The sequence below is a fragment of the Citrobacter sp. wls829 genome (genome assembly GCF_005280825.1).
Classification (GTDB): domain Bacteria; phylum Pseudomonadota; class Gammaproteobacteria; order Enterobacterales; family Enterobacteriaceae; genus Citrobacter; species Citrobacter gillenii.
This window is the reverse complement of record NZ_SZWP01000052.1, coordinates 93,080-114,758: the sequence shown is the minus strand read 5'-3', so window position 1 is coordinate 114,758 and position 21,679 is coordinate 93,080. Positions and strand designations below refer to the sequence as shown.

The window sequence follows — 21,679 nt, the reverse complement described above, 5'->3', positions numbered from 1 at the left end:
CCTATAACTCACCTGCTAAGCGAGCAATGAATAAAACCCGTCAAAAAGAGCTAACACGCTGGTTAAAACAGCAAAGTGTCATTTCCCAGCGTTGGCTGAATATTTCACGCCTGTTAGGCTTCGTCAGCGGCCTGTTAATTGTCGCTCAGGCCTGGCTCCTGGCACGCATTCTTGATCACATGATCATGGATAATATTCCCCGCGAAGCCCTTCTGCTCCCTTTCATCGTATTAGTGCTGATTTTCATCCTGCGTGCATGGGTGGTCTGGCTACGTGAGCGGGTCGGTTTTCACGCGGGACAGCACATTCGTTTTGAAATTCGCCGTCAGGTTCTGGACCGTCTGCAACAGGCAGGCCCCGCGTGGATCCAGGGTAAACCAGCCGGAAGTTGGGCCACGTTGGTGCTCGAGCAGATTGACGATATGCATGATTACTACGCGCGTTATCTGCCGCAAATGGCGCTTGCCGTCTGCGTCCCCATTTTGATTGTCGCGGCCATTTTCCCGTCTAACTGGATAGCTGCCCTTATTCTGCTTGGCACTGCACCGCTAATCCCCATGTTTATGGCAATGGTCGGTATGGGCGCTGCTGATGCTAACCGACGTAACTTTCAGGCGCTAGCCCGACTCAGCGGTCATTTCCTCGACCGCTTGCGTGGTATGGAAACGTTAAGAATATTTGGTCGCGGCGAAGCGGAAACAGAAAGCATTCGTGCGGCATCACAAGATTTTCGCCAGCGCACCATGGAAGTTCTGCGCCTCGCGTTCCTCTCCTCCGGCGTACTGGAATTTTTCACCTCGCTGTCCATCGCGCTGGTGGCGGTTTACTTTGGCTTCTCGTACCTCGGCGAACTCAACTTCGGCCACTATGGCGTTGGTGTTACCTTAGCCTCTGGATTCCTGGCACTGATTCTTGCGCCTGAGTTTTTCCAGCCCTTGCGCGATCTGGGCACGTTTTATCATGCCAAAGCCCAGGCCGTCGGTGCCGCAGACAGCCTGAAAACGTTCATGGAAACGCCGCTGGCGCATCCTGAACGTGGCGACATTGAGCTGGCCGTAAAAGAGCCGGTTTCGATTACCGCAGAAGATCTGGTTATCACCTCCCCGGAAGGTAAAGTGCTTGCTGGTCCACTTAACTTCTCGCTGCCAGCCGGTCAGCGCGCGGTATTGGTGGGACGTAGCGGCTCCGGTAAGAGCTCGCTGCTGAATGCCCTTTCTGGTTTTCTCTCGTATCAGGGTTCGCTGAGAATTAATGGTTTTGAGCTTCGCTCCCTGGCCCCTGACTCCTGGCGAAAACAGCTGTCGTGGGTAGGACAGAACCCACAGCTTCCTGCCCCAACGTTGCGCGATAATGTGCTGCTGGCACGTCCAGATGCCAGCGAGCAACAGCTTCAGGCCGCGCTCGACAGCGCCTGGGTAAGTGAGTTTTTACCTCTGCTGCCTCAGGGCGTGGATACCCCGGTCGGCGATCAGGCCGCCCGACTTTCCGTCGGGCAAGCGCAGCGCGTTGCCGTCGCCCGCGCCTTGCTCAATCCGTGTCAGCTAATGCTACTGGACGAACCCGCCGCTAGCCTCGATGCGCACAGCGAGCAGCGCGTCATGCAGGCGCTGAATGCAGCATCACGCCGCCAGACCACGCTGATGGTCACGCACCAGCTTGAAGACCTTACCGAGTGGGATGCCATTTGGGTCATGCAGGACGGACAGATCGTCGAGCAAGGCACTTATGCTCAACTGAGCGCAGCCAACGGGGCTTTTGCAACACTGCTGGCTCACCGTCAGGAGGACATCTAAATGCGCGCTTTGCTACCTTATCTGACGCTGTATAAACGTCATAAATGGATGTTAACGCTGGGAATTATTCTGGCGATCATCACGCTATTAGCCAGTATCGGCTTGCTGACACTTTCCGGTTGGTTCCTCTCCGCTTCCGCGGTGGTTGGCGTCACCGGGATTTACAGTTTTAACTATATGCTCCCCGCTGCCGGCGTGCGCGGTGCGGCGATCACCCGTACCGCAGGTCGTTATTTCGAGCGACTGGTCAGTCACGACGCGACATTCCGCGTGTTGCAGCACCTGCGTATTTATACATTTAGTAAGCTGCTGCCACTCTCTCCGGCGGGTCTGGCCCGTTATGGCCAGGGTGAACTGCTTAACCGCATCGTTGCGGATGTCGATACGCTTGATCATCTTTATCTGCGCGTCATCTCTCCGCTGGTTGGGGCATTTGTCGTGATTATGGTGGTGACGCTGGGTCTGAGCGTTCTCGATCTCACGCTGGCCATCACCCTTGGCGGCATCATGCTGCTGACCTTGTTTATTTTGCCTCCGCTGTTTTATCAGGCCGGAAAACGTACCGGGCAAAACCTGACGCACCTGCGCGGGCAATATCGCCAACAGCTGACCTCCTGGCTGCAGGGCCAGGCCGAGCTGACCATTTTTGGCGCAAGTGTTCGCTATCGAGCACAAATGGAAGCCACAGAGTTACAGTGGCACGAAGCTCAGCGTCGCCAGTCCGAATTAACGGCGCTGTCTCAGGCCCTAATGCTGCTGATTGGCGCACTGGCCGTCATCGTGATGCTCTGGATGGCCTCGGGCGGCGTGGGAGGCAATACCCAGCCAGGTGCGCTGATTGCGCTGTTTGTGTTCTGCGCACTGGCCGCATTTGAAGCCCTGGCCCCGGTAACGGGTGCATTTCAGCACCTCGGTCAAGTGATCGCCTCTGCCCTGCGCATTACAGAACTGACGGAACAAAAACCGGAAGTCACTTTCCCCGACGCAGGATCGACGGTTTCTGGGCCGATTACCCTCACGCTGCGCGACGTTTGTTTCAGCTACCCGGGCCAGGCGCAAAATGCGCTGGATACCCTCTCCCTGCAAGCAAAACCCGGCGAGCATGTTGCGATTCTCGGCCGCACCGGCTGTGGAAAGTCCACCCTGCTACAACTGCTGACCCGCGCCTGGAACCCGCAACACGGTGAAATTTTGTTTAACGACCGTCCGATTTCAACTCTGAGTGAGTCAACGCTGCGTCAAAGCATCAGCGTCGTGCCGCAACGTGTGCACCTTTTTAGCGCCACATTACGCGACAACCTGCTGCTGGCCGCGCCGCAGGCCAGTGATGACGCATTATCCGAAATACTGTGCCGCGTTGGTCTGGAAAAACTGCTGGAAGATGATGGTCTCAACGCCTGGTTAGGTGAAGGGGGTCGTCAGCTTTCCGGCGGCGAACTCCGCCGTCTGGCAATCGCTCGAGCGGTACTCCACGATGCCCCGCTGATGCTGCTGGATGAACCTACCGAAGGACTGGACGCCACCACCGAAAGTCAAATGCTTGAATTGATTAGTGATGTCATGCGAGATAAAACGGTATTGATGGTGACGCATCGCCTGCGCGGGCTATCGCGTTTTAATCAAATAATAGTGATGGACAACGGACACATTATTGAGCAAGGTAATCACGCAGATCTGTTAGCCAGGCAGGGGCGTTATTACCAGTTTAAGCAACGTCTGTAAGCTATTATTGAACGATCGACTCGCGTAGTGGAGTTTCGCTGTCATGCGCCTGGTGCAACTGTCCCGCAATTCTATCGCCTTCCCGTCACCGGAAGGCGCGTTACGCGAACCTAACGGTTTGTTAGCGCTGGGTGGCGATCTCAGCCCTGCCCGTCTGCTTATGGCGTACCAGCGCGGTATTTTTCCGTGGTTTTCTCCTGGCGACCCAATTCTTTGGTGGTCGCCCGATCCGCGCGCCATTTTGTGGCCTGAGACATTTCATCTTAGCCGTAGCATGAAGCGTTTTCATAAACACTCACCTTATCGTGTCACGTTAAATTACGCCTTTGGTCAGGTGATTGAAGGTTGTGCCAATGACCGCGAAGAAGGGACCTGGATAACGCGTGATATTGTTGACGCTTACCACCGCCTGCATGAATTGGGGCACGCGCATTCCATTGAAGTGTGGCGGCACAATGAATTAGTCGGCGGTATGTACGGCGTTTCGCAAGGCACGCTCTTCTGCGGTGAATCAATGTTCAGTCGTCAGGAAAATGCCTCAAAAACCGCGTTGCTTGTTTTTTGCGCTGAATTTAGCCAGCAGGGTGGGAAGTTAATTGACTGTCAGGTGTTAAATGGACATACAGCGTCGCTGGGCGCCGTCGAAACGCCGCGTCGGGAGTACCTTGAACACTTGAGCAGACTGCGCCAGCAGCGGTTACCCAGCCATTTTTGGGTACCCCGGACGTTATTTTTACCTCAGGAGTGAATGTTTTCGGCACATTTTTTGTCGGGGTGTTATAATTGCGTCGCAGAGTTGGTTTAGCCCATTACCCCGCCGCCGTTAAGGAACAGTTCGCGTCAGGCAACGCCTATCGTTTATCTCATCGTTCCCTTACACGTTGCGCTTTAAGTGCGGCTTTGCCGTGTGTGGATAGAGTAATGCGCCAAACTTGATTTGCTGTATTTTAATCGCGCAAATCTTTACTTATTAAAAGAACTTCGGCATTATCTTGCCGGTTCAAATTACGGTAGTGATACCCCAGAGGATTAGATGGCCAAAGAAGACAATATTGAAATGCAGGGTACCGTTCTCGATACGTTACCTAATACCATGTTCCGCGTAGAGTTAGAAAACGGTCACGTGGTTACTGCACACATCTCCGGTAAAATGCGTAAAAACTATATCCGCATCCTGACGGGAGACAAAGTGACTGTTGAACTGACCCCGTACGACCTGAGCAAAGGCCGCATTGTCTTCCGTAGTCGCTGATTTTTTTCACGCCAGACTGGCGTCCAGATAATAAAAGGTCGGTATATCCGGCCTTTTTTGTGGGCCAAATTTGAGGCTTTAGTCCTCAATCATGCGTGCATATTCTTCCGTCAGGAAATCCACTAATGCGCGCACCGAGGGCAATAACCCCCTACGCGATGGAAAGACCGCGTGAATAATCTCCCGCCTCGGTTCCCAGCCATCCAGCAATGCCACCAGCTCCCCTGCGGCTAATTGATCCTTGACCATTAACTGCGGGAGTTGTACCACGCCTACCCCGGCAACCGCGGCCTCGCGCAGCGCCAGCATATCTGTGGTGATCATACGCGGCGTAAAATGCACTTCCGCGCGGGCACCCTGTGGGCCAAACAACTCCCAACGATGAACATGTTTCCCCGCCGCCAGACTCAGCCCGGGCCAACGGGTCAGCTCTGCCGGGGCGTGTAATGTCCCCATCTGCTCAACCAATCGCGGGCTGGCATACAGCCGGTGCCCCCTGTCAGCAAGCACCCGCATGACCAAATCACTGTCTTCAAGAGGACGAGGTCGGACGCGAATCGCCACATCCAGACCTTCTCCGACGACGTCGACGCGGCGATTCGTAGCTTCAAGCTGTACTGCAACATCTGGATAACGCGCCATGAACCGGGCCAGCATCGGACCGATATGGACATGCAACAGCGTCACCGGGCACGTCAGTTTAACAATGCCACGTGGCTCAACCTGCAACGCCGCAATGGCATCCTGCGCCGCCTGCGCCTCCACCAACATCGCCTTACAGTGTTCGTAAAAGGTCTGTCCGACCTCCGTGACATTAAACTGCCGGGTTGTTCGCTGAATCAAACGCACCCCCAGTCTCTCCTCCAGTTGCGCAATACGCCGACTGAGTTTGGATTTGGGCTCATCAAGCGCACGGCCTGCCGCTGCGAATCCTCCCTCTTCGACAACATGCACAAACCATGCGAAATCATTGAGATCCAGCTTCGTCATCTTATTGTCCTATTAATGAGACGGTGAGGACTATTTTAGCCACTACTCAGCTCGCTGTCATGGATATAAGCTTATTCACATCAAGATAACGCCACTGAGGAGATACATATGAAACACGTAACAGGCGTCTATACCGCACCTCGCCCACACTGGGTTGGCGATGGATTTCCAGTTCGCTCGATGTTCTCTTACCAGTCTCATGCTGAGCAGCTCAGTCCGTTCCTGCTGCTGGATTACGCGGGTCCGCATACCTTTACACCGGGTAATGAAAAGCGCGGCGTCGGTGAGCACCCGCACCGTGGTTTTGAAACGGTGACCATTGTTTACAGCGGTGAAGTTGAACATCGCGACTCGACCGGGCGCGGCGGCATTATCGGTCCAGGCGATGTGCAGTGGATGACAGCAGGGGCCGGGATTTTACACGAAGAATTTCATTCGCCGGAATTTACCCGTAAGGGCGGCGAGCTGGAAATGGTCCAGCTGTGGGTCAACCTGCCAGCCAAAGACAAAATGACCGTGCCGGGTTATCAGGGCATCAGCAGCGACGTTATTCCCACCGTCGACCTGCCAGATGACGCAGGTACCGTGCGCGTGATTGCGGGCAGCTATCAGGATACGAAAGGCCCCGCGCATACCTTCTCACCGTTAAATGTGTGGGACATGCGCCTGCAAAGTAATCACCCGGTCACGCTGTCCCAACCGGAAGGATGGAGCACTGCGCTGGTGGTGCTGAAAGGCACGATCACCATCAACGGTGCCACCTCCGCGGGTGAGGCGCAGCTGGTGGTATTAAGCCAGCAGGGTAAAACCCTACATATCGAGGCCAGTAGCGACGCCAGCGTGCTGCTGCTGTCAGGCGAACCGTTAAATGAACCCATTGTCGGTTACGGTCCGTTTGTGATGAACACAAAACAAGAGATCGCCGAAGCCGTACGCGATTTCAACTCCGGCCGTTTTGGCCAAATCTAAAGCGAAGGAGAATACGATGTCCAGTCCTGCAAATTTTAATGGTTCACGCCCGGTTATCGACGTAGATGATGCCGTGATGCTGCTTATCGATCACCAGAGCGGTCTTTTTCAGACCGTCGGTGATATGCCAATGCCCGAACTGCGTGCCCGTGCCGCTGCGCTGGCAAAAATAGCCACCCTGGCGAAGATGCCGGTGATCACCACCGCCTCCGTTCCACAGGGACCCAACGGCCCGTTGATTCCGGAAATCCACGCCAATGCGCCCCATGCTCAGTACGTGGCGCGCAAAGGCGAGATCAACGCCTGGGATAACGAAGACTTTGTTAAAGCCGTCAAAGCAACAGGTCGTAAAACGCTGATTATCGCCGGTACCATTACCAGCGTTTGCATGGCTTTCCCGGCCATCAGCGCGGTAGCGGAAGGGTATAAAGTGTTTGCCGTCATTGACGCTTCCGGTACTTACAGCAAGATGGCGCAGGAAATCACGTTGGCGCGAGTGGTACAGGCAGGCGTGGTGCCAATGGATACCGCAGCCGTTGCGTCTGAAATACAGCGGACCTGGAACCGGGAAGATGCCGCTGAATGGGCGGAAGTGTATACCAAAATCTTCCCGGCCTATCAGCTGCTGATCGAAAGCTACAGCAAGGCTCAGGAAGTTGTCACCAGCGGTGAAAAACTGGACTCTCAGCGCTAATCATGTTCTCTGCGCCTGTCCGGGCGCAGAATATGTCTATTGCGTAACCAAACGAGAGTGAAGACGTAAATTCTGCTTGACCGTTTTAGCGCAACTCCCTATAGTAGCGCCCCGTTGCCCCCCCAAGCGGTCAGGCAGCAATACAATACGGTGAGGTGTCCGAGTGGCTGAAGGAGCACGCCTGGAAAGTGTGTATACGGCAACGTATCGAGGGTTCGAACCCCTCTCTCACCGCCACATTTGAGAAAGAGCTCGTACGCAAGTACGGGCTTTTTTTTCGTCTATTGCATTTACCGAATGCGGCCAACAACCCGCATCCATCCTTAGACCTGACAAGCGAAGCGTCATCAGGCATTCCCTGCGAAGAAAAGAAACTATTGTCGGCTGAGCAGCGTCAATACTTCATAGTGCGCGGTGTGCGGGAACATATCGAAAAGTTGAACCCGTTCTATGCGATAGCCTGGCAGCTCGCCAATATCCTTCGCCATGCTTTGCGCATTACAGCTGGAGTAGATGATAAACGGCGGTGCCATGTGGGAAAGATAATCACACAGGGGTTTACCAATGCCCCGACGCGGAGGGTTCACCAGCACCAGATCCGGAACGTCTTCCTGTGCCGTCGCGAATTGGGTCGAATCGAGCGCTTGAAAGTGCAGATTCTGTAACCCCAACGTCTGCGCAGATTGTTTCGCACAGGCGATCGCCTCTGGTGCGATCTCGATACCCGTCAGTTTCATCTGCGACGTAGCGCAATGCAGGCCAAAACCGCCAACACCGCAAAACAGATCCCACATATGGTTGACCGAAAGCTGACGCACCCAATCGCGAGCCGTGGCATACAAACGCTCAGCCACTACCGGGTTGGTTTGAAAGAAACTCTGCGGGCGGATCCACAGCGGTACATCATTAAAACGTTCAGCCAGCGCCTGCTGCTCCGTCAGGAAGATTTCTGTCTCCCCTTCCATAATCGCCATATGCACCGGCTGGATATTGACCGTTATCACCTTTAACTGCGGTACCTGCGCCTGCAGCCACGGCAACGCCGCGCGCAGTTGGCTCAGCTTGGCCTCTGAGCGTAAGACAAAACGCAGCATCATACCGCCGTCAAACTGGCTTTCCGTTAACAGCACATATTTCAGTTCGCCCCGCTTACGCGCTACGTTGTAAGGCGTCAACCCGGCACGGGCGATAAAGGGTTTTAGTGCGGAAAATACCGGCGCAAATGAGGCAGGATAAAGCGGACAGTCGCACAAATCTTCAGGTGTACCGTCACGATGCAGCATGCCCAATAGCGGTTTTTCCACGCTACCGCTCACCACCATTTTGGCTTTATTACGAAAAGCGCTCTCCGGGCCAGCGACGGGCGCGCACCACTCCCCGACCGAATAGTCGGTAAGAAGAGTCTGGAGATCGGCCATTTTTGCACGGAGTTGATCGCCAACGGGCTGTGTTATCCACTGACAGGAACGACAGCGGTCGGCGTCATAAAGAGCGCACTGCATAAGAAAACCTTCAAATTAACCGGGGCGAAGATTATACACATTATTGCAGACGGAAGAACCGTCGACTGGATGCCGGAACAAACAGCAACAACAGCACCAGCATATCCGGTAATTTCTGCATCACCAGCGTGCGAAAAATTTCACGCTTCGATTCACCCGCAATACTGAACAGCTCGGGGTAACCATAACCTAACGATGCCGCCCACAAATAACCGGAGGCCACCACCTGGGTAAACAGATAAATCCAGCGCGCCCAGTTACGTCCTTTGACCAATGAAAAGGCACAGTAAATTTCGATAAACACTAGTATCAGACTGCTTAAAAACACCAGCGTTAAATTCCAGGTCTGCACGCTACGCTGGATAAATGCCATTGTCCCGCTCACACCCAACGTATTGAAAATCATCAACAGATCGAGGCCGCGGATCATAATAATAGCGAGCGCCGCCACCTGCACTAAAGCAGGAACGTTTAAGCGAGCATGTGATGTGGATGATTTCTTAAAAAATCCCAACGCGTCGTCTTCCGTGAAAACGGTGCAGCGCCACATGCTGCACCGAGTAGAGGTTGGCAGATTTTAGTTTTTTCAGCCGCGTCTTGCACGCTGGATATCGCGCAACCGCTGCTTTTCTGTCCGGGCCATCAGGTACCACGCGATAAATCCGATAATTCCTACCACGCCAAGAATCAGCGTCGCCAGCGCGTTAATTTCTGGATTAACCCCCATACGTACGCTGGAGAACACCAGCATCGGCAACGTCGTCGCCCCAGGACCGGAAACAAAGCTGGCGATCACCAGATCGTCAAGCGACAGGGTGAAAGCCAACAACCAGCCGGAAATCACCGCCGGCATAATCATCGGCAGCGTGATGACAAAGAAGACCTTCAGCGGCGTGGCGCCAAGATCCATCGCCGCTTCTTCGATGGAGTGATCCAGTTCGCGCAAACGCGAGGAGATAACAACCGCCACATACGCCGTACAGAAAGTGACGTGCGCCAGCCAGATGGTTAACATCCCGCGATCTGCCGGCCAGCCAATAGCATGCGCCATGGCGACAAACAGCAACAACAGCGACAGGCCGGTGATGACATCCGGCATAACCAGCGGCGCTGTTATCATAAAGGCAAAGCCATTCGAACCCCGGAAACGACCAAAGCGCACCAGCACCACCGCAGCAATCGTGCCGAGGATCGACGCCATCGTCGCCGCACAGGCAGCGATGGTCAAACTCATCCCGACAGCGCTTATCATTGCAGTATCGTGGAGCAATTCACCGTACCAGCGCGTTGACCACCCTGCCCAGACCGTCACCAGTTTGGAGCTGTTAAACGAATAGATAACCAGCATCAGCATCGGCGCGTACAGGAAAGTGAACCCGACGACCAGGATAAAAATACGCCACGGTGAGCGAACGACGGGTAAATTATTCATCCGTGTTCCCCCACACTTTTTTGCTGATATTTATGGAACCACATGATCGGCACAATCAATAACAGCAGCATAATAATGGCCACAGCCGACGCCACCGGCCAGTCACGGTTATTGAAAAACTCCTGCCACAACACACGGCCAATCATAATGCTGTCCGGCCCGCCCAGCAGTTCAGGGATCACAAACTCCCCGACCGCCGGGATAAACACCAGCATTGAGCCTGCGATGATCCCGCCTTTGGTCAACGGCACGATCACGCTAAAGAACGTTTTCAGCGGTCGAGCCCCAAGATCCAGCGCCGCTTCCACCAGCGAATAGTCGATACGTGTCAACGCGGTGTAGATCGGCAGTACCATAAACGGCAAATATGCATAAACAATCCCGATATAGACCGCCAGATTGGTGTGCAGGATCGTCAGCGGCTGATCGATAATTCCCAGCCACATCAGAAAATTATTCAGGATCCCGTTATTTTTCAGGATCCCCATCCAGGCATACACGCGAATCAAAAACGAGGTCCAGGAAGGCAGGATCACCAGCAACAGCAGAATATTCCGCGTTGACGGTTTGCTGTGTGCCACAGCCCATGCCAGTGGATATCCCAGTAGCAAACAGCAGATCGTCGAAATCCCCGCCACCTGCAACGACTGCAGGTAAGCATCAACATACAGCGGGTCAGCCGTCAGTTGCAGGAAGTTGCCAACATTAAGCGTGATGGAGAACTGGTCGTCTGCCCATGAGATGAGGTCAGAATACGGGGGTATCGCCCGCGCCATCTCAGAAAAAGAGATCTTAAAAACGATTAAAAATGGCAGCAAAAACAGCAGAATCAGCCAGATATACGGCAGCGCAATCACCACCTTGCGCCCATGCCTCATCTGCATCCGCGACATAAACAGCGTGAAACGGCTCGCGTTGTCCACGCGCGCCGGAGGTTCAAGTGTACGCATTTTCACTCCTTAAACCGTCAACACTACGCAACTGTCCGCATCCCAACACAAACGCACCTCATCGCCCCAGGTCGGTAGCCCCTTACGGTAGCGATGTTCGTTTTGTAGCTGGGCACTCAACATCTGGCCGCTTTTTAAACGCACGTGGTACACCGACAAATCACCAAGATAGGCAATGTGCACTACTTCCCCCACCGCAAAGTTATAGCCATCTGCCGGTGGAGTCTCACAGAGCATAATTTTTTCCGGACGCAGCGCGACGTACACCGGGACGTTATCAACGATGGAGGCATCAGCATCGACTTTCAGCGGATGGACCAGCCCCGGAGAGTCAATGATCAGGCCGTCTTCCTGACGCGCTTTCAGTAGCCCCTCGAACACGTTTACCGAGCCAATAAATTCCGCGCTATAGCGGGTGGTCGGGTGCTCGTAAATCTCTTCAGGCTCGCCGATTTGCACGAACTTGCCGCGATTCATGATCGCAATACGCCCCGCCATCGTCATGGCTTCTTCCTGATCGTGCGTTACCATCACACAGGTCGCGCCTACACGTTCGAGGATATCGACCACTTCCAGTTGCATGCGGTCACGTAGCTTTTTATCCAGCGCCCCCATCGGTTCGTCCAGCAGCAGCAGTTTAGGACGTTTTGCCAGGCTGCGCGCCAGCGCCACACGCTGTCGCTGACCGCCGGAAAGCTGATGCGGTTTGCGTTTGGCAAATTCCTGCATATGCACCAGGCCCAGCATCTCGTTGACCCGGCTGGTAATTTCAGCTTTCGGCAACTTGTCCTGCTTCAGGCCAAAGGCAATGTTCTGCTCCACCGTCATATGTGGGAACAGCGCGTAGGACTGAAACATCATATTAATCGGGCGCAGATACGGCGGGACGTGTGCTAAATCGACACCATCGAGCATAATTTGCCCGGTGGTCGGCAGTTCAAAGCCCGCCAGCATGCGCAGCAGGGTTGATTTGCCGCAGCCGGAGGCCCCTAGCAGGGCAAATATTTCGCCTTTGTAGATAGTCAGGTTGACGTCATCGACGGCGTGCTGGCCATCGAAAGACTTGGTCAGATTACGAATTTCAAGCAGCGGGGTTAGCGCTTTACGGGTCTTCGCCTGTGGGCGGGGGGTCGCATCATTCACGTGAGTGCTCTCCGGCATAAAACAAAGAAACAGTGCAAATAACGCACCAGCATGGTGCGTATTGCCGGGTTATGAGTGTTCAGGGTTCGGGTGTCCCGGCTGACTTACGCGCCGCCGGGTCATCTCCCTGACGCGGGTTATTTCCCGCTTTTCACCTTGGTCCAGGCACGGGTACGGACACGATCGATCTTCGGATCCTGTACTTTCAGAGTGAACAACTTAGCTCGCACATCGGCCGGCGGGTAAATCCCCGGATTGTCACGAACTTCAGGGCTGACCAACGCCGTCGCTTCTTTGTTCGCGTTGGCGTAGAACACGTGGTCGGAAATATGGGCAATCACATCCGGACGCAGCAGATAGTTGAGGAACTGATAAGCTTCGTCTTTATTTTTAGCATCCGCAGGCATGGCGAAAACATCGAAGAACGCCATCGCCCCTTCTTTTGGAATTGAGAAGGAAATATTGACGCCATTTTTCGCTTCTTTCGCGCGATTAGCGGCCTGCCATACGTCCCCTGCCCAACCAATTGCCACGCAGCTATCACCGTTTGCCAGATCGTTAATGTATTGAGAAGAGTGGAAATAACGAATATTAGGACGCAGCTTCAACAGCAGATCGGTTGCCGGTCCGGTGTAATCGTCCGCTTTGGTACTGTTGGGGTCTTTACCCAAGTAATTCAGCACGGTGGCAAACACTTCTTCGGGGGCATCAAGGAACGAGACGCCGCAGCTTTTGAGTTTTTCCAAATTTTCCGGCTTCAGGATCAGATCCCAACTGTCGACCGGCGCATCCGCGCCCAGCACCGCCTTCACTTTATCCACGTTGTAGCCAATACCGGTGGTTGCCCACATATACGGCATCGCAAACTTGTTGTCTGGATCGTGTTTCGCCACCAACTTCAGCAATTCGGGATCGAGGTTTTTCCAGTCTGGCAGTTTACTTTTGTCCAGCGGTTGGAAAACACCCGCAGTAAGCTGACGCTCAAGGAAGCTGGCGGAAGGAACGACAAGGTCAAAGCCAGTGCTACCCGCCATGAGCTTACCTTCCAGTACTTCATTGGAGTCGAACACATCATAAACCACTTTAATGCCGGTCTCTTTTTCAAAATTAGCCACCGTGTCGGGGGCGATATAATCAGACCAGTTATAAATATGCAGCGTTTTTTGTTCAGCAGCGAGCGTGCCGGCGGAGAGGGATATCAGAGCACCCGCAACCAGGCCTGATAACCATTTTTTATTTAAGGCGGTCATAATCTCTTTCCTTCTGAAAGTTCGTTCACAAACGAACAAAAAATTCACACTCTATGATATGCAAAAAACGTGCATATTTTTTCATTCAGCACAAATAAGAAAAGAGGCTTCCCCTGTGCCGCTATGGCTCGCTAATAATCGCGGAATCATTCAACATGCATTGCGGTCGCATGCAGCCCATAAAGGGTTCATTGAAGGATGACGTTTATAAGCCTCGCCAGAATAACTTTAGCCAGGATTCGAGGATATAGCCCAGTTAAAAAAACGTCTTTTATCAATTTTTTATGCAGGATTTATCTATGACATAAGGCAGAAGGCGTGGAAGTTAGGTGAATAATTCTTTAATAAAAGGTTAAATGCAGAATAAAAATAGGGTAATACGCAACCGCTCTGGCAGCGGCTGCGCTTTTGGCATCATTGCTCAGGAAATATTAATGGAGGAAATGGGTCTCAGTACCGCTGTTTTGCACATCTTCTTCAGCGTTAAATAACAGCTGATGCGCCCCGGCCTCAAGGATCACCATGGATATCTGCTCTTCGCTCTGGCGAACAAAACATTCGAACTGCTCAAACGTGACGCCCGGCACAACGTATAAAGACTGGCAAACCACCAGCTTTGGCAGATTATCATCCTGCATGTCCAGAAAGGCTTTCACCGTCAGCGAACTGGCATTAATGGATGACAGATCGGCGGCCAACGGCAGCAACGCCGATGGCCTGACTTCCGCCATCGCAGAGAACAGAATGACGTTATCCACCAAATCAATTTTCGCATCAAAGATGCCGTCAAAGTTTTGCATATGAGGTAAATGCAGCGCCTGACAGGTATCGCATTCAAAAAAACTCATGCCCAGGTCGTCGAGCCATTGACGCAACGTATCCAGAGTGGGAACGACCAGTGATGTCATAATAATGTGCGACCTCTTTCGATGAAAAAATTACCGGCACAGCTTACGCAAAAAGACCGCGTCATACCACGATCGCCATCGATATTGCGTTCAGCCGCCGATTTTAAGACAAAATTCCGGAGTTGCATGACGTTCGATCCACTGGATCATCCGTCCGGCAATATCAACCCCCGTGGTTTTCTCCACGCCTTCAAGCCCCGGAGAAGCGTTAACTTCCATGACCAGCGGCCCGCGGTCTGCGCGCAAAATATCAACGCCAGCCACATCCAGGCCCATGGTTCGGGCGGCTTTTATCGCGATGTCCCTTTCACGCGTCGTAATATTGGCAATACTGGCCACGCCACCGCGATGGAGATTAGAACGAAAATCGCCCTCTTTAGCCCGACGCTCAATCGCGGCCACCACCTCGTCCCCTACGACAAAACAGCGAATATCCCGCCCTTTGGCCTCTTTAATATATTCCTGCACCAGGATATGTGCATTCAGTCCTCGAAATGCATCCACGACGCTCTCCGCGGCCTGACGCGTTTCGGCCAGCACCACACCGATACCCTGCGTGCCTTCTACCAGTTTCACCACCAACGGTGCGCCGCCGACCATATCAATCATGTCGCTGGTATCGTCCGGTGAGTGCGCGATTCCGGTAATCGGGAGATCGATTCCCTGACGTGCCAGCAGTTGCAATGAGCGCAGCTTATCGCGCGCACGGGTGATCGCCACTGACTCATTCAACGGATAACTCCCTAACATCTCGAACTGGCGCAACGCCGCCGTACCGTAAAAGGTAATCGCCGAGCCGATTCGTGGGATGACCGCATCAAAATGAGGGAGCTGGCGGCCCTTGTAATGAATCGAAGACGCCGCCGGACTAATGTTCATATAACAGGAAAGGGGATCGATAATTTCAACCAGGTGACCGCGCTGCATCGCCGCTTCACGCAGGCGCTTACAAGAATAGAGCGTTCCGTCCCGGGACAAAATGGCAATTTTCACCCTGCACCTCTCTGAAAGACCTGCTGAAAGCCGGCGTATCATACACCGGGTTAAAATCTTTAGCGCGTAGCCCATCCCTGTTTGTGCAAATATTCCAGAATAAAGGGGCGATTTTCTTTGATGATGGTCCGGCGAATATGATCGCTCCAGGTATCACGACGAGTGTTGCTGCCACGGGTCAGATAATACTGCGCAAGCTGTTCATCATAGTGAGCCAGGGCGTCCTTATCGAGCGGCTGGTATTGATTTTCATGCACCACAATGGCCGCAGGCAGTCGTGGCTTGATATCGGGATTATCCGCAGGCCAACCGAGACACAGACCAAACAGCGGCAGAACATGCTGCGGCAGTTTCAGTAACTCAGTTACTGACGCAATATTGTTGCGCAGTCCGCCAATATATACACCGCCAAGCCCCAGCGACTCTGCAGCCGTCAGCGCATTTTGCGCCATCATCGCCGTATCAACCACGCCAAGCAGCAGTTGTTCTGCCAGTCCCAGCTGTGCGTCAGGGCAAATCTGTAAATGACGGTTAAAATCGGCGCAGAACACCCAGAATTCGGCAGCCTTCGCCACGTGCGGCTGCCCACCCGACAACGTCACCAGCGACTCTCGCAGGGCCTTATCCGTCACCCGAATAATCGTGCTGCACTGTAAAAAACTGGAGCTCGAGGTGCCTTGCGCGGCAGCTATAATCGCCTCGCGCTGCGCATCCGAAATCGACGCCTCGGTAAAATGGCGAATAGAACGGTGGCTGCGAAGTAAATCAATGGTTGGAGTCATCTCTTTTTTCTCTGGCTGAACGGGAAGATACGCTGGATGTTCGCGACATCAGCTGCGGCGCCAACAGTTGCGCAATGCGCCACATTAAAAACACAGCGGCGGGAAGCATCAACAAAACCCCCAGAAAAATCATCACCACACAGGCCAATGGACTGTTAAGCGGCGCGGGTAAGGTGAGATAATCGTTAAGCGACAATAGCGCCAGCGCTAACGACACCATACCGATCGTTTCCAGAATCAATATGCTTTTAGGTAACACACCCACAGTGCGCATACGTGGCCTCCCGGCGAAGTGGCTCGTAGTATAAAACGTTCCGAGTTCTCATGTTTAACAGATATAGCGTAGATGTATCAAAGCAACAGGCCGAACCTACTTTCCATCCGACATAAATCGCGGCATCATACAGTCATTCGCCATCTGGCCTGATAAGTTCGAGGAGAGTGAGATGTTTGCTGTTATTTTTGGTCGCCCAGGGTGCCCGTATTGCGTGCGCGCAAAAGAATTGGCAGAAAAATTAAGCAATGAGCATGAAGATTTTAACTTCCGCTACATTGATATTCATGCTGAAGGGATCTCAAAAGCCGATCTGGAAAAGACGGTTGGTAAGCCGGTAGAGACCGTACCGCAGATTTTTGTCGATCAGAAACACATCGGCGGCTGCACGGATTTCGAAGCATGGGCAAAAGAGAATGTGAATCTGTTCGCCTGATTGCCGTCTCTACGCCCTCCACTGGAGGGCGTAATCAGTGTTTTTTCCGCTGCTGATGCTGATTAAATAGGCTACTGATAAACAGAAAACACAATGCGCCAAGCGCGCACCAAAACACCGCACTAAACAACCATGCAAGCTCTTGCCACAGCGAACGCGTAGGCATAAACACAAATCGCATCAATAACAAACAACACGGTGCCGCCAGCATTGCACCGAGAAGAGGTCTAAGCACCTCACGACGATGGGAAAAAAAGCTGGCCGCTGCTCCTGGCAATATAAAAAACAACAACCCAACCTCAGGATGCCCAGCCGCCTTAAATGCTCCTTTCACGTTCAGCGTCAATGAAAGACACACCACAATAAAAAGCACAAAGCAGCAGATCGCACCCGCCCAACCTTGCCTATGTTTCAATCGTTCCTCCTGACACTCTCTATCGAACACTCTTTTCGCCCAAAGGCGTCCAGTCAGATAAAGTCGTTCGGCATTCCATGCCAAAAACGCACTCACACGATTCTTATAGCCGTTGAAACGTAATGAGATTAAACTAGCCGCATATATCGTCATGCTGCTTTATTTGGGGCTGTGTACGATGCTGTCGCCCCTTAATTTCTGGCAAAAACATTAGCGTAAATTGCCATTTCTTTCAATAGCTTACTAGTAAACAAGAAGTTAGTCTCCGTGAATATAAACGTCGCAGATTTGTTAAATGGGAATTACATCCTGTTATTATTTGTGGTCCTGGCGCTGGGGCTGTGTCTGGGGAAATTACGCCTGGGTACAGTCCAACTCGGTAATTCCATTGGCGTTTTAGTAGTCTCCCTATTATTAGGCCAGCAGCACTTTAGTATTAACACTGATGCTTTAAATCTCGGCTTTATGCTGTTTATTTTTTGCGTCGGCGTCGAAGCTGGTCCCAACTTTTTTTCGATTTTTTTTCGCGATGGGAAAAATTACCTAATGCTTGCTCTGGTCATGGTCGGCAGCGCAATGCTGATCGCCCTGGGACTGGGTAGGCTATTTGGCTGGGACATCGGCCTGACAGCTGGCATGCTGGCAGGTTCAATGACCTCCACGCCGGTGCTGGTCGGCGCGGGTGACACATTGCGCCATTCAGGGATGACAGGAACACAGCTGTCAACGGCTCTTGATAACCTGAGCCTCGGTTACGCACTGACTTATCTGATCGGACTAGTCAGCCTGATTGTCGGCGCACGCTACCTGCCAAAACTGCAGCATCAGGATTTGCAAACCAGCGCCCAACAAATCGCCCGTGAACGTGGCCTCGACACCGACGCCAACCGTAAGGTCTATCTGCCCGTGATCCGCGCCTACCGTGTCGGTCCGGAACTGGTTGCCTGGGCTGATGGTAAAAATCTGCGCGAGCTGGGTATCTATCGCCAGACCGGTTGTTATATCGAGCGTATCCGCCGCAACGGCATTCTGGCTAACCCGGACGGCGACGCCGTACTGCAGATGGGCGATGAAATTGCCTTAGTGGGCTACCCGGATGCACATGCCCGCCTCGACCCCAGCTTCCGTAACGGCAAAGAAGTGTTCGATCGCGACCTGCTCGATATGCGCATCGTCACCGAAGAGATTGTGGTGAAAAACCACAATGCCGTCGGTCGTCGTCTGGCGCAGTTAAAACTGACCGATCACGGCTGCTTCCTTAACCGCGTGATCCGTAGCCAGATTGAAATGCCGATTGATGACAACGTCGTGCTCAATAAAGGTGATGTGTTGCAGGTCAGCGGCGATGCCCGCCGCGTAAAAACCATTGCAGACCGTATCGGCTTTATTTCAATTCACAGCCAGGTCACCGACTTGCTGGCCTTCTGCGCCTTCTTTATCATCGGCCTGATGATTGGGATGATCACCTTCCAGTTCAGTAATTTCAGCTTTGGCATCGGAAACGCAGCTGGCCTGCTGTTTGCCGGTATTATGCTTGGCTTCCTGCGCGCCAACCACCCGACGTTTGGCTACATCCCACAGGGTGCGCTGAACATGGTGAAAGAGTTTGGCCTGATGGTCTTTATGGCGGGCGTCGGCTTAAGCGCAGGCAGCGGTATTGGCAATGGCCTCGGCGCAGTCGGCGGACAAATGCTGATAGCGGGCCTGATTGTCAGCCTGGTGCCGGTGGTTATCTGTTTCCTGTTCGGCGCTTACGTATTGCGCATGAACCGCGCCCTGCTGTTTGGCGCCATGATGGGCGCACGAACCTGTGCACCGGCGATGGAAATCATCAGCGACACCGCGCGCAGCAACATCCCTGCTTTAGGTTATGCAGGCACCTATGCTATTGCCAACGTCTTACTGACGTTGGCGGGGACACTGATCGTCATCGTCTGGCCTGGCCTCGGTTAAAAATTTACCCTTTTATGAAATTTTTTTGCAGATAAGCAGAACTTTTCTTCAAGGTGTCAGTCATAACTATTGCCACTGCTTTTCTTTGATGTCCCCAATTTGTGGAGCCCATCAACCCCGCCGTTTTGGTTCAAGGTTGATGGGTTTTTTGTTGTCTGAAATTTGTCTCCCTTCCTATCCCTTCGACCAATTTGCATCATGCCGGTTATGGCAACTAGTCACGCCAGCGCGATGACCGCGACGGTGGAATGTCATAGGGGAGCAACCGTCAGCTGATATACAGCATCCCTCACGCCGTATGCCGCTGCGTTATATTGTGCACTGCCTCCCGCGAACAGAGCGCAATGCCAAAGACAATAACCAGCGCACTCACCAGATGGTACGAATGTAGTGTCACATGCAAAAAGATGACGCTGAATAATCCCCCACTCAGCGGAATCAGATGTGAATAAATTTCCCCACGCGTAGCCCCAATGGAGCCAATTCCTTTATTCCAGAGTAAATACGACAGCCAGGAAGGGAAAATAATAAGGTATACGACGCCGGTCATAACGTCAGAATTCACATAACTGCCCCAATCTGGCATACCATTAAGCATCATTTCCAGGATCAGTACAGGAAGGAGCAGCGTTGCGCCTAGCAGTGCGCTAACGGCGACAAATGCATTGCCCTTTACCTCACGGGGTTTTGTTCGCAGAAAAGCACAGTAGATGGCCCAACTCAGCGCTGACCCCATGGTCCAGAGATCGCCCTGATTCAGATGATTAAACCTATCCGGATGCATCAGATCGCCCTGCAACACCAGCCAGATAACGCCAATGGTACTGAGAACAACGCCTGCAATATTGCGAGAAGAGATCTGTTCTTTGAAAAAGAATTTATTGATGAGCAGCACAATCGCTGGCGTCGTTGACATATAAATCGCGGCATTCAGCGATGTCGTATATTGCAGACCAATGTACAATGTCAGTGGAAAAAGTACCTGGCCACATAACGCGAGAAAAGCGATAGTGCCAAACGACGCTTTCATCGCTGGCCACTGATCTCTGACCTGTCGAAAATAAAGCGCTATCAATAACAGTGCGGTTAATATCCAGCGCGCGGCTGATAAAACAATGGGATTAACCTCGGCAACCAATAGGTGGCCAACCACATAATTCCCACCCCAAAAGCAGGCTGCCAGACTGAGTAAAATATAGGGCATATATACGCCTTCTTGTCACGTTTGCGGTATCGCAACAAGGCTACGGCGGCACGGGAATGAATGCTAATATAACGTTTTCATCCATGTGCATAGATTAAAACTATGAAATTTACGCTAAGGCAACTTGAGTTTTACATCGCGATCGCTGAAACATTACAAATTTCCAAAGCAGCGGCGCGTTGTCATATTTCTCAGTCATCAATGACCATAGCCATGCGTAACCTGGAAGAAGCATTAGACGTGCAGCTACTGTTACGATATCCCAAAGGGGTGAAACTGACCGCCGAAGGAGAGCGTTTTCTGGCGCATGCCTGTAACATTATCAACAATAGCCGCGCCGCCGTTGATGATCTGCATGAGAGAACGGATATCCTCACCGGTACGGTGCGTATTGGGATCGCCGAAACACTCTCTGCGTATCTGATCCCCGAGATACTCGGTGACATTGAACGACGTTTCCCTCTGCTGGAGATCGTTTTCCATGAAGCCACCGCGCCAGAATTAGTGCGGGTGCTGCGGCAGAAGAACGTCGATTTTTGTCTGCTGCTGACCTCAAATATCAGTCACGATCCCGACCTGGAAATCGAAACCTTTATTCGCTCGCAGCGGCGTCTGTGGACCTCAATTGGGCACCCGCTACAAAGCCAGTCATCAATCCGCCTTAAAGATGTTGAGAAGCTACCATTTTTACTGCTGGAAACCGACAAATACCCTGACGTCATCACTGATTACTGGCAACAGCGTGGCTACAGACCCAACATCTGTTTTCGCAGTAATTCTTTTGAGGCAATACGTAGTCTGGTCGCCAAAGGAAGAGGTATTACCATTTTGTCCGATCTGGTTTATCGCCCGTGGTCGTTGGATGGACTGCGCGTCATGCGCAGAACCCTTGATGATTTTATTACGTATATGGACGTCGGGATCGTGAAAACAGCCGCCCAACCGCTAACCATTGAAGCCGGGAGAGTTATCGATTTTTTACGTCAGGCGACGATGCGCCTCGACAGACCATTTTGA

Annotated in this window: 22 protein-coding genes, 1 tRNA gene and 1 pseudogene; 11 read left to right on the top strand and 13 right to left on the bottom strand. The window is 52.8% G+C overall.

The genetic code is table 11. The features are described from left to right. The first annotated feature begins 26 nt into the window (after nt 1-26). The 5 genes and pseudogenes from cydD (at nt 27) to infA (ending at nt 4,767) form a co-directional block, all read left to right on the top strand. On the top strand, nt 27-1,793 hold the full coding sequence (gene cydD, locus FDW88_RS08370) for a cysteine/glutathione ABC transporter permease/ATP-binding protein CydD (protein ID WP_137362367.1): 1,767 nt from the start codon (nt 27-29) through the stop codon (nt 1,791-1,793). Continuing rightward, nucleotides 1,794-3,515 carry a cysteine/glutathione ABC transporter ATP-binding protein/permease CydC gene (gene cydC / locus FDW88_RS08365; protein ID WP_137362366.1) on the top strand — a complete coding sequence of 574 codons (1,722 nt, stop codon included), beginning with the start codon at nt 1,794-1,796 and terminating at the stop codon, nt 3,513-3,515. A 43-nt stretch (nt 3,516-3,558) separates the two neighbouring features. Further along, nucleotides 3,559-4,263 (top strand): leucyl/phenylalanyl-tRNA--protein transferase, encoded by a 705-nt coding sequence (aat, locus tag FDW88_RS08360; RefSeq protein ID WP_096757699.1) that lies wholly within the window; start codon nt 3,559-3,561, stop codon nt 4,261-4,263. Beyond that, a pseudogene (locus FDW88_RS08355) lies at nt 4,264-4,621 on the top strand (hypothetical protein). Further along, on the top strand, nt 4,549-4,767 hold the full coding sequence (gene infA / locus FDW88_RS08350; protein ID WP_002211347.1) for a translation initiation factor IF-1: 219 nt from the start codon (nt 4,549-4,551) through the stop codon (nt 4,765-4,767). Before FDW88_RS08355 ends, infA begins: the two are co-directional and overlap by 73 nt. A gap of 78 nt (nt 4,768-4,845) precedes the next feature. On the opposite strand, the gene FDW88_RS08345 is transcribed toward infA, so the two are convergent. Next, nucleotides 4,846-5,757, bottom strand: coding sequence for a LysR family transcriptional regulator (locus FDW88_RS08345; protein WP_096757700.1), 912 nt, complete (start codon nt 5,755-5,757; stop codon nt 4,846-4,848). Nucleotides 5,758-5,865: 108 nt separating this feature from the next. On the opposite strand from FDW88_RS08345, the gene FDW88_RS08340 reads away from it, so the two are divergent. The 3 genes from FDW88_RS08340 (at nt 5,866) to FDW88_RS08330 (ending at nt 7,657) form a co-directional block, all read left to right on the top strand. Next, nucleotides 5,866-6,726, top strand: a complete 861-nt coding sequence (locus FDW88_RS08340) for a pirin family protein (RefSeq protein ID WP_137362365.1) — start codon at nt 5,866-5,868, stop codon at nt 6,724-6,726. Between the two features lie 16 nt (nt 6,727-6,742). Beyond that, nucleotides 6,743-7,420 carry an isochorismatase family protein gene (locus tag FDW88_RS08335; RefSeq protein ID WP_137362364.1) on the top strand — a complete coding sequence of 226 codons (678 nt, stop codon included), beginning with the start codon at nt 6,743-6,745 and terminating at the stop codon, nt 7,418-7,420. 149 nt (nt 7,421-7,569) lie between these two features. Beyond that, nucleotides 7,570-7,657, top strand: a tRNA-Ser gene (locus FDW88_RS08330). Between the two features lie 137 nt (nt 7,658-7,794). Here FDW88_RS08330 and rlmC read toward each other — a convergent pair. From rlmC to FDW88_RS08280, 10 genes are all read right to left on the bottom strand, one after another. Further along, nucleotides 7,795-8,922: a 23S rRNA (uracil(747)-C(5))-methyltransferase RlmC gene (rlmC, locus tag FDW88_RS08325; RefSeq protein WP_137362363.1), complete on the bottom strand. Its 1,128-nt coding sequence runs from the start codon at nt 8,920-8,922 to the stop codon at nt 7,795-7,797. A gap of 40 nt (nt 8,923-8,962) precedes the next feature. Then, nucleotides 8,963-9,472, bottom strand: coding sequence for a YbjO family protein (locus tag FDW88_RS08320; protein WP_096757704.1), 510 nt, complete (start codon nt 9,470-9,472; stop codon nt 8,963-8,965). 36 nt (nt 9,473-9,508) lie between these two features. Then, entirely contained in the window at nt 9,509-10,354 is an 846-nt protein-coding gene (gene potI, locus FDW88_RS08315; RefSeq protein ID WP_137362362.1) for a putrescine ABC transporter permease PotI, read from the bottom strand. Continuing rightward, a complete protein-coding gene (potH, locus tag FDW88_RS08310; protein ID WP_137362361.1) occupies nt 10,351-11,304 on the bottom strand; it encodes a putrescine ABC transporter permease PotH in 954 nt (317 codons plus the stop codon). The genes potI and potH overlap by 4 nt, the downstream gene beginning before the upstream one ends. Before the next feature lie 9 nt (nt 11,305-11,313). Next, nucleotides 11,314-12,447: a putrescine ABC transporter ATP-binding subunit PotG gene (potG, locus tag FDW88_RS08305; RefSeq protein ID WP_135912335.1), complete on the bottom strand. Its 1,134-nt coding sequence runs from the start codon at nt 12,445-12,447 to the stop codon at nt 11,314-11,316. Nucleotides 12,448-12,584: 137 nt separating this feature from the next. Further along, on the bottom strand, nt 12,585-13,697 hold the full coding sequence (potF, locus tag FDW88_RS08300; protein WP_096757708.1) for a spermidine/putrescine ABC transporter substrate-binding protein PotF: 1,113 nt from the start codon (nt 13,695-13,697) through the stop codon (nt 12,585-12,587). Nucleotides 13,698-14,128: 431 nt separating this feature from the next. Continuing rightward, entirely contained in the window at nt 14,129-14,605 is a 477-nt protein-coding gene (locus FDW88_RS08295; protein ID WP_096757709.1) for a YbjN domain-containing protein, read from the bottom strand. Nucleotides 14,606-14,695: 90 nt separating this feature from the next. Further along, nucleotides 14,696-15,598: a 30S ribosomal protein S6--L-glutamate ligase gene (gene rimK, locus FDW88_RS08290; protein WP_096757710.1), complete on the bottom strand. Its 903-nt coding sequence runs from the start codon at nt 15,596-15,598 to the stop codon at nt 14,696-14,698. Between the two features lie 59 nt (nt 15,599-15,657). Beyond that, nucleotides 15,658-16,380 (bottom strand): nitroreductase NfsA, encoded by a 723-nt coding sequence (gene nfsA / locus FDW88_RS08285; RefSeq protein ID WP_115258961.1) that lies wholly within the window; start codon nt 16,378-16,380, stop codon nt 15,658-15,660. Then, nucleotides 16,364-16,654 carry a DUF1418 family protein gene (locus FDW88_RS08280; RefSeq protein ID WP_096757712.1) on the bottom strand — a complete coding sequence of 97 codons (291 nt, stop codon included), beginning with the start codon at nt 16,652-16,654 and terminating at the stop codon, nt 16,364-16,366. The genes nfsA and FDW88_RS08280 overlap by 17 nt, the downstream gene beginning before the upstream one ends. A 172-nt stretch (nt 16,655-16,826) precedes the next feature. On the opposite strand from FDW88_RS08280, the gene FDW88_RS08275 reads away from it, so the two are divergent. Continuing rightward, complete coding sequence (locus FDW88_RS08275; RefSeq protein ID WP_096757713.1) at nt 16,827-17,090, top strand: GrxA family glutaredoxin; 264 nt, start codon at nt 16,827-16,829, stop codon at nt 17,088-17,090. Nucleotides 17,091-17,124: 34 nt separating this feature from the next. Here FDW88_RS08275 and FDW88_RS08270 read toward each other — a convergent pair whose 3' ends face one another. Next, nucleotides 17,125-17,505: an inner membrane protein YbjM gene (locus FDW88_RS08270; protein WP_096759440.1), complete on the bottom strand. Its 381-nt coding sequence runs from the start codon at nt 17,503-17,505 to the stop codon at nt 17,125-17,127. 267 nt (nt 17,506-17,772) lie between these two features. Here FDW88_RS08270 and FDW88_RS08265 point away from each other — a divergent pair, with 267 nt between their 5' ends. After that, on the top strand, nt 17,773-19,458 hold the full coding sequence (locus tag FDW88_RS08265) for an aspartate:alanine antiporter (RefSeq protein WP_096757714.1): 1,686 nt from the start codon (nt 17,773-17,775) through the stop codon (nt 19,456-19,458). A gap of 289 nt (nt 19,459-19,747) precedes the next feature. Here FDW88_RS08265 and FDW88_RS08260 read toward each other — a convergent pair whose 3' ends face one another. Further along, nucleotides 19,748-20,662: a DMT family transporter gene (locus FDW88_RS08260; protein WP_137362360.1), complete on the bottom strand. Its 915-nt coding sequence runs from the start codon at nt 20,660-20,662 to the stop codon at nt 19,748-19,750. 102 nt (nt 20,663-20,764) lie between these two features. Between FDW88_RS08260 and FDW88_RS08255 the strand changes: the two genes are divergently transcribed. Next, nucleotides 20,765-21,679, top strand: a complete 915-nt coding sequence (locus FDW88_RS08255; protein ID WP_137362359.1) for a LysR family transcriptional regulator — start codon at nt 20,765-20,767, stop codon at nt 21,677-21,679.

What these genes read in the sequence shown, in the direction of transcription:
- FDW88_RS08280 (WP_096757712.1), bottom strand. Translation starts at nt 16,654, where the DNA reads ATGCGCACTGTGGGTGTGTTACCTAAAAGCATATTGATTCTGGAAACG.
- FDW88_RS08320 (WP_096757704.1), bottom strand. Translation starts at nt 9,472, where the DNA reads ATGTGGCGCTGCACCGTTTTCACGGAAGACGACGCGTTGGGATTTTTT.
- FDW88_RS08260 (WP_137362360.1), bottom strand. Translation starts at nt 20,662, where the DNA reads ATGCCCTATATTTTACTCAGTCTGGCAGCCTGCTTTTGGGGTGGGAAT.
- potI (WP_137362362.1), bottom strand. Translation starts at nt 10,354, where the DNA reads ATGAATAATTTACCCGTCGTTCGCTCACCGTGGCGTATTTTTATCCTG.
- FDW88_RS08255 (WP_137362359.1), top strand. Translation starts at nt 20,765, where the DNA reads ATGAAATTTACGCTAAGGCAACTTGAGTTTTACATCGCGATCGCTGAA.
- FDW88_RS08340 (WP_137362365.1), top strand. Translation starts at nt 5,866, where the DNA reads ATGAAACACGTAACAGGCGTCTATACCGCACCTCGCCCACACTGGGTT.
- FDW88_RS08275 (WP_096757713.1), top strand. Translation starts at nt 16,827, where the DNA reads ATGTTTGCTGTTATTTTTGGTCGCCCAGGGTGCCCGTATTGCGTGCGC.
- FDW88_RS08295 (WP_096757709.1), bottom strand. Translation starts at nt 14,605, where the DNA reads ATGACATCACTGGTCGTTCCCACTCTGGATACGTTGCGTCAATGGCTC.
- cydC (WP_137362366.1), top strand. Translation starts at nt 1,794, where the DNA reads ATGCGCGCTTTGCTACCTTATCTGACGCTGTATAAACGTCATAAATGG.
- FDW88_RS08345 (WP_096757700.1), bottom strand. Translation starts at nt 5,757, where the DNA reads ATGACGAAGCTGGATCTCAATGATTTCGCATGGTTTGTGCATGTTGTC.
- FDW88_RS08335 (WP_137362364.1), top strand. Translation starts at nt 6,743, where the DNA reads ATGTCCAGTCCTGCAAATTTTAATGGTTCACGCCCGGTTATCGACGTA.
- infA (WP_002211347.1), top strand. Translation starts at nt 4,549, where the DNA reads ATGGCCAAAGAAGACAATATTGAAATGCAGGGTACCGTTCTCGATACG.
- potF (WP_096757708.1), bottom strand. Translation starts at nt 13,697, where the DNA reads ATGACCGCCTTAAATAAAAAATGGTTATCAGGCCTGGTTGCGGGTGCT.
- nfsA (WP_115258961.1), bottom strand. Translation starts at nt 16,380, where the DNA reads ATGACTCCAACCATTGATTTACTTCGCAGCCACCGTTCTATTCGCCAT.
- rlmC (WP_137362363.1), bottom strand. Translation starts at nt 8,922, where the DNA reads ATGCAGTGCGCTCTTTATGACGCCGACCGCTGTCGTTCCTGTCAGTGG.
- cydD (WP_137362367.1), top strand. Translation starts at nt 27, where the DNA reads ATGAATAAAACCCGTCAAAAAGAGCTAACACGCTGGTTAAAACAGCAA.
- potH (WP_137362361.1), bottom strand. Translation starts at nt 11,304, where the DNA reads ATGCGTACACTTGAACCTCCGGCGCGCGTGGACAACGCGAGCCGTTTC.
- aat (WP_096757699.1), top strand. Translation starts at nt 3,559, where the DNA reads ATGCGCCTGGTGCAACTGTCCCGCAATTCTATCGCCTTCCCGTCACCG.